This window comes from Calditrichota bacterium (assembly GCA_016867835.1).
Lineage (GTDB): Bacteria > Electryoneota > AABM5-125-24 > Hatepunaeales > Hatepunaeaceae > VGIQ01.
Genome location: VGIQ01000149.1, coordinates 1 through 5,383, shown reverse-complemented (window position 1 = coordinate 5,383; position 5,383 = coordinate 1). Strand labels below are relative to the sequence as shown.

Genomic DNA, 5,383 nt, shown 5'->3' with positions numbered 1-5,383 from the left:
TTGCGAGTCCTTGCAGCGCACCAAGCCCACCGCTAACAACTTCACGCGCGGTCATTCCAGCCGGATAATCGACCTGTTGTGGGAGGTAGCCGATGCGCAAACCCGGCAGCACGGCGATATGTCCGCCGGCAGGCTCCAGTTCGCGCATGATAACCCGCAGGAGTGTCGTCTTGCCGGTGCCGTTCGGGCCTACGAGGCCGATGTGGTCGCCGGCGTTCAGTTCGGCATTCAGCCCGGTCATCAACCGCTGCCCGCCGAACTCCATGGTGAGGTTGTTGATCCGTAGAAGGGACATGCCTAAATATACGAAGCGGCGGGCGGCTGGGACTCGAGGGTTCCTGAGTTCAACCCGCCCAAATGACTAATACAAACAGGCAAGGGGTGTCTGGGAGTGCTTTATGCAGCGATTAGACACTATGCCTGTCAACTGCGTTATATTATTCAGATGGTTATACACCAACATTCTGAGGCGATAGATTCTCCTCACCTGGGTCGCAAGGTGGTGCTGATCCATTGGAACCGGGAGGAGGCTCTGGTTCTTGCGTCCCAAATGGAGTATCCTGCCATCGCAATGTTTCCGGCAAGCCTCTCTTTTCTTAAGGAGTTGGAGCAAGTTTCGCCCCTGGCATTAGTCTTCAGTCTCGACCGGTCGCCATCCAAAAGCCGGGACTTTGCGCTGCAAGTGCGCATCCGCAAAGGCACCCGGAGGATTCCGATCCTCTTTGTCGGGGGGACACCCGAATGGCAGGGAAAGATCAAGGCACTGCTGCCGGATGCCGTTTGCGTCGGGTGGGACGAACTGAACGCAGCCCTTCGGGACACCAAGCCGCTTGGGTCTGACCCCTATGTGCCCGGCTCGGTGTTCGATCCGTTTGCGCACCGATCGGCAGTGGAGAAGTTAGGCATCAAGCCGGGGATGCAGGTCGGCCTCATCAATGGCGATTTGATTCCGGAGACTCTATTGCAGGCATTGCCTAACGGAGCGATATGCGAGCCGCTCCAAACGATTGCCGATCATAAGACGGCACCTGATAATCTACAACTTTGCTTGTGGTTCGTCCGGGATGCGAGCGACCTTGATGCGGGGATGCCTATGGCGGTTGAGGCAGCGCGCCGGTCGCCGATCTGGATAGCGTCGCGCAAGGCGGTTGGAAAGCAACCCGCCAATCCGACGCAGCGCACCGTCCAACTTGCCGGGCTCGCCGCCGGGCTGGTCGATTACAAGGTCTGTTCGATCGACGCGACCTGGACGGCGCTGCTGTTCAGGGTGCGGAAGGGGGGGGCTTGAGTCGATTCCATCCATTTCGTATCTTATTCAGATGAAATGCTAAGTGACACTTTGCCGGGTGTCAACCGAAGGCGAGCCAAGGGACTTCTGCGAAAGAGATAGACATCTCATTGCTGCAAGTGGCGTCACCAGGACATAACCAGTTAACAAAAGGTTCCGAGAGTCAGCGGTTCTTCTGGGCTCACATCTTATTCAGATCTGATTCTACTTGGACGTATGGGTTTTTGCATCATCACCATCGATTCCGTTCTGTTTCGACACCTTCTGAGTATTGGCGTAACTTCGATTAACCTTACCCACTACCGCCGCTCAATGTGACCCCCCTTGCCGAACGAATGCGGCCGGCTACGCTCGAGGAGTTCTTTGGGCAGGAGCATCTCCTCGGGCCGGACGGTCTCCTGCGCAAGTTGATCGAGCGCGACCACCTCCCGTCGATGATCTTCTGGGGCGAGCCCGGCTCGGGCAAGACGACGCTGGCGCGCATCATTGCGCGTATCACCAGGTCTGAGTTTGTCCAAATGTCGGCGGTCTCAAGCGGCTTGCCCGAACTGCGCAAGATCATCGAGCAAGCCTTGGCGGTGCGCAGCCTCGGGCTGAAGACGATCCTTTTCATCGACGAGATTCACCGCTGGTCGAAGAGCCAGCAGGATGCGCTCCTGCCTTCGGTCGAAGATGGAACCATAATCCTGATTGGGGCCACGACCGAAAACCCCTCATTTGAGGTGATCGGCCCTCTCCTGTCGCGCTGCCGGGTCTTTCGATTTCAGCCGTTGCAATCGGCGCACATCAAGGCCATTATCGAGCGCGCTATAGCCGGCGATGAAGATCTGCGGAGTGCAGGGGTTTCGCTATCGGACGAGGCTCTGGAAGCACTTTCGGACTATTCCGGCGGCGATGCCCGGGTAGCCCTCAACGGCCTTGAAGTAGCCGTTGAACTTTCCTTATCCGAAAGCGATAGTGAATCTGAAGCGTCCCGGATCATGCCCGCTCTGGTCGAGCGCGCCCTAATGGAACGTCGCGGCCGTTATGACAAGAAAGGGGAGTATCATTATGATGTCATCAGCGCGTTCATTAAATCGCTTCGCGGCAGCGATCCCGATGCGGCGCTTTACTACCTCGCCCGAATGCTCGACGCCGGAGAAGACCCGCTGTTTATTGCGCGCCGGATGGTGGTTCTAGCCAGCGAAGATATTGGCAATGCCAATCCGAACGCTCTGGTGTTGGCGGTGGCTTGCTATCAAGCCTGCCACTTCATTGGGATGCCCGAAGCCCGGCTCAATCTAGCCCAGGCGGTGACTTACCTCGCCGCCTCGCCCAAGAGCAATGCCTCCTATGTCGCTCTTATGGAGGCTCAGGCCGATGTGAAGTCAGATCCCGACCGCCCAGTGCCGCTTCATTTACGTAACGCAGTAACCGGCTTAATGAAGTCGCAGGGCTATGGCAAAGGTTATCAGTATGATCACGATCATGGCGGCTTTTCGGGGCAGACGCATTTGCCGGAAGGCCTGGAGGAGCGAATCTACTACCGTCCGACCGAAGCCGGGTCGGAGAAAGCGATCAAGGAACGGCTTGAGTCGTGGTGGAAGAAGAGAAACAAGTGAAGACCGCGAATTGCCGATTGAGAATTGCAGATTGCAATCCGGGCATCCGTCCTCGACTGCGCGACTGGCATTCGGGCAGATCCTCTCTCCGGCCTGCGCTTGCTACTTGATACTTGGCACTTGATACTCCATAACATCGACCTGGCCATTCTGGCCGCCTACCTCTTCTTCATCATTGGGCTATCTCTCAAGGCGAGTCGCGAAGAGCGCTCGACCATTGAAGGCTTCCTCGTTGGCGGACGCAGGCTGACTCTTCCCTCCCTGATTGCCACAACTGTCTCAACCTGGTATGGTGGAATCCTGGGCGTTGGGGAGTATTCCTACAAGTATGGACTTTCCAACTGGCTCGTATTCGGCGTTCCCTATTACCTTGCGGCGTTCATCTTTGCTCTCGTCATTGCCGGCCGAGCCAGTAGCTCGCGGCTCCTGACCATCCCCGACCAGTTTCGCCTCTCCTATGGCAATGGACCAGCGATGGTCGGTGCGTCGTGGGTCTTCGTGATGACTGTTCCGGCAGCCTATATCCTGATGCTGGGGGTGCTGATCAACCTTATCTTCGGGCTGTCGCTGGCAATCGGCGTCGTAATTTCGGCGGTCGTCTCGACGGCCTATATCGCGGTTGGCGGATTCAAATCTGACGTCCGAACTGATTGGCTCCAGTTTGTCTTGATGTATGTTGTCTTTGCGATAGTGGTTGGGTTGCTGATCGCAAACTATGGTGGATGGGAGTTTCTTAAGGCGAACGTCCCGGCTGATCATTTCCGATGGCACGGCGGCAATTCTACCGGCTATATTATAAGTTGGTATTTTATTGCGCTGGCGGCACTGATAGAGCCGTCCTTTTACCAGCGCGCCTTTGCTGCTCGTACGCCAGAAGTGGCGCGAAGAGGGATCATCCTCTCAATTCCGCTTTGGTTCCTTTTCGACCTAATGACGACGACCGCCGGACTCTACGCAAGGGCCATACTGGGGCCGGGCCGCTCCGGGATCGACGCCTTTCCGCTTTTGGGTGAGGCTGCCTTGCCCTATGGACTGAAAGGTCTTTTTCTGGTGGGGATGGTGGCGACGATCCAATCGACTGTCGATTCGAACAGTCTGCTCGCAGCCTCGACCCTTGCGCACGACCTTTTGGGCCGGTGGAAACGGCTTGCCGGCAGGATCGACGAGGTGCCTTTGACCCGAGTCGGATTGGCACTATCCGCCGGTCTTGCTGTAGGCATTGCGCTCTGGAGTGAATCGGTCGTTGAAATCTGGCATAAGTTGGGATCGCTTGGAACGCCGGGGCTTCTGTTGCCGTTGGCACTTTCTTACAACGTCCGCTGGAAGTTCCGCCCCGTTTGGGCGATCCACAATATGCTTGCGGCTCCGGCGGTGGTGGGAATATGGTTTCTGGTGCGGGGCACGGTGGCAGTGCCGACCTTTCCGTTCACCATTGAGCCGATCTTCGTCGGGCTGGGATTGTCGCTGTTGCTGTTGGGAGGCGATCATTTGACAAGGCCGAAGCAAGCCCGGAGTGCGAATTCGACTCCAAACTGACGATTTGGCGGTTAAGCGGCCAACGAAGACCTTTAGGATTCGTCTTATGGGTAAGGAGTGCAAGTTGCTGCCGGGAAGTCCGGAGCACGCTGCACCCGATAAAACAATATTTAAGGGGAGAACATAACTTTGCCTCACACGCTGCCGGATTTGCCTTATCCTTATGAGGCGCTCGAACCGCACATCGACGCGCAGACGATGCACCTCCACCACGACCTGCATCATAAGGCCTATGTCGATGGCTTGAACAACGCCGAAGCGAAACTGGCCTCGGCTCGCGAAACCGGGGACTTTGCCCTTGTGAAACACTGGTCGCGCGAAGCGGCTTTTCATGGCGCGGGACACTTTTTGCATTGCATCTTTTGGCAGAATATGAGCCCCAATGGCGGCGCCCCAACCGGCGATCTTGCAACGGCGATCGTCCGCGATTTCGGATCGTTTGACGCCTTCAAGGCACACTTCCTCGCAGCGGCTAATGCTGTCGAGGGTTCAGGCTGGGCGATACTCGCCCGCCAGCAGCAAGGCGCCCAGCAACTGGTCATCCTCCAGTCCGAGAAGCACCAGAATCTTTCGCAGTGGAGCGTAACGCCACTGCTTGTGCTCGACGTCTGGGAGCACGCCTATTATCTGAAGTATCAGAACCGCCGGGCTGAATATACCAAGGCCTTCATGAACGTTGTCAACTGGAACGACGTCCAGTGGCGGTTTGGCAATAGTTAGAGTTCAAGCGAGGCCGGTCCACCCGGCACAAGGCTGAGAATGTTCGATCCGATGGCGCTCCGGGAGAGATTACGGCGCGCCGATCCTGACTACTATACTCTCGAAGTTTGCGACCGTCTGGCCGGTCAACTCGACCGCATCGAGTCCCTAAAGCGGGAGCGCAATGCGGTTCTTCTGGCGCACAATTATCAGCGCCCTGAGGTTTTCGAGATAGCCGATTTCACCGGCGACTCGCTCG

General features: G+C 57.0%; 6 protein-coding genes. 5 read left to right on the top strand and 1 reads right to left on the bottom strand.

Going from position 1 to position 5,383, the window contains the following annotated elements:
- Window positions 1-295 (bottom strand): ABC-F family ATP-binding cassette domain-containing protein (locus FJY67_11180; GenBank protein ID MBM3330010.1); only part of this gene is annotated, 295 nt, incomplete at its 3' end.
- 150 nt (window positions 296-445) lie between these two features.
- Between FJY67_11180 and FJY67_11175 the strand changes: the two genes are divergently transcribed.
- From FJY67_11175 to FJY67_11155, 5 genes are all read left to right on the top strand, one after another.
- Window positions 446-1,288, top strand: coding sequence for a hypothetical protein (locus tag FJY67_11175; GenBank protein ID MBM3330009.1), 843 nt, complete (start codon window positions 446-448; stop codon window positions 1,286-1,288).
- A gap of 335 nt (window positions 1,289-1,623) precedes the next feature.
- A complete protein-coding gene (locus FJY67_11170) occupies window positions 1,624-2,889 on the top strand; it encodes a replication-associated recombination protein A (protein MBM3330008.1) in 1,266 nt (421 codons plus the stop codon).
- 24 nt (window positions 2,890-2,913) lie between these two features.
- The gene (locus FJY67_11165; GenBank protein ID MBM3330007.1) at window positions 2,914-4,425 is read left to right on the top strand and encodes a sodium:solute symporter family protein; all 1,512 of its coding nucleotides are present in this window, start codon (window positions 2,914-2,916) and stop codon (window positions 4,423-4,425) included.
- A 129-nt stretch (window positions 4,426-4,554) separates the two neighbouring features.
- On the top strand, window positions 4,555-5,145 hold the full coding sequence (locus FJY67_11160; protein MBM3330006.1) for a superoxide dismutase: 591 nt from the start codon (window positions 4,555-4,557) through the stop codon (window positions 5,143-5,145).
- Between the two features lie 39 nt (window positions 5,146-5,184).
- Window positions 5,185-5,383: quinolinate synthase NadA (locus FJY67_11155; GenBank protein ID MBM3330005.1), on the top strand; the 199-nt coding region annotated here is incomplete at its 3' end.

Coding starts and splice junctions, on each gene's coding strand:
- FJY67_11170 (MBM3330008.1), top strand. CDS start 1,624: ATGCGGCCGGCTACGCTCGAGGAGTTCTTTGGGCAGGAGCATCTCCTC.
- FJY67_11175 (MBM3330009.1), top strand. CDS start 446: ATGGTTATACACCAACATTCTGAGGCGATAGATTCTCCTCACCTGGGT.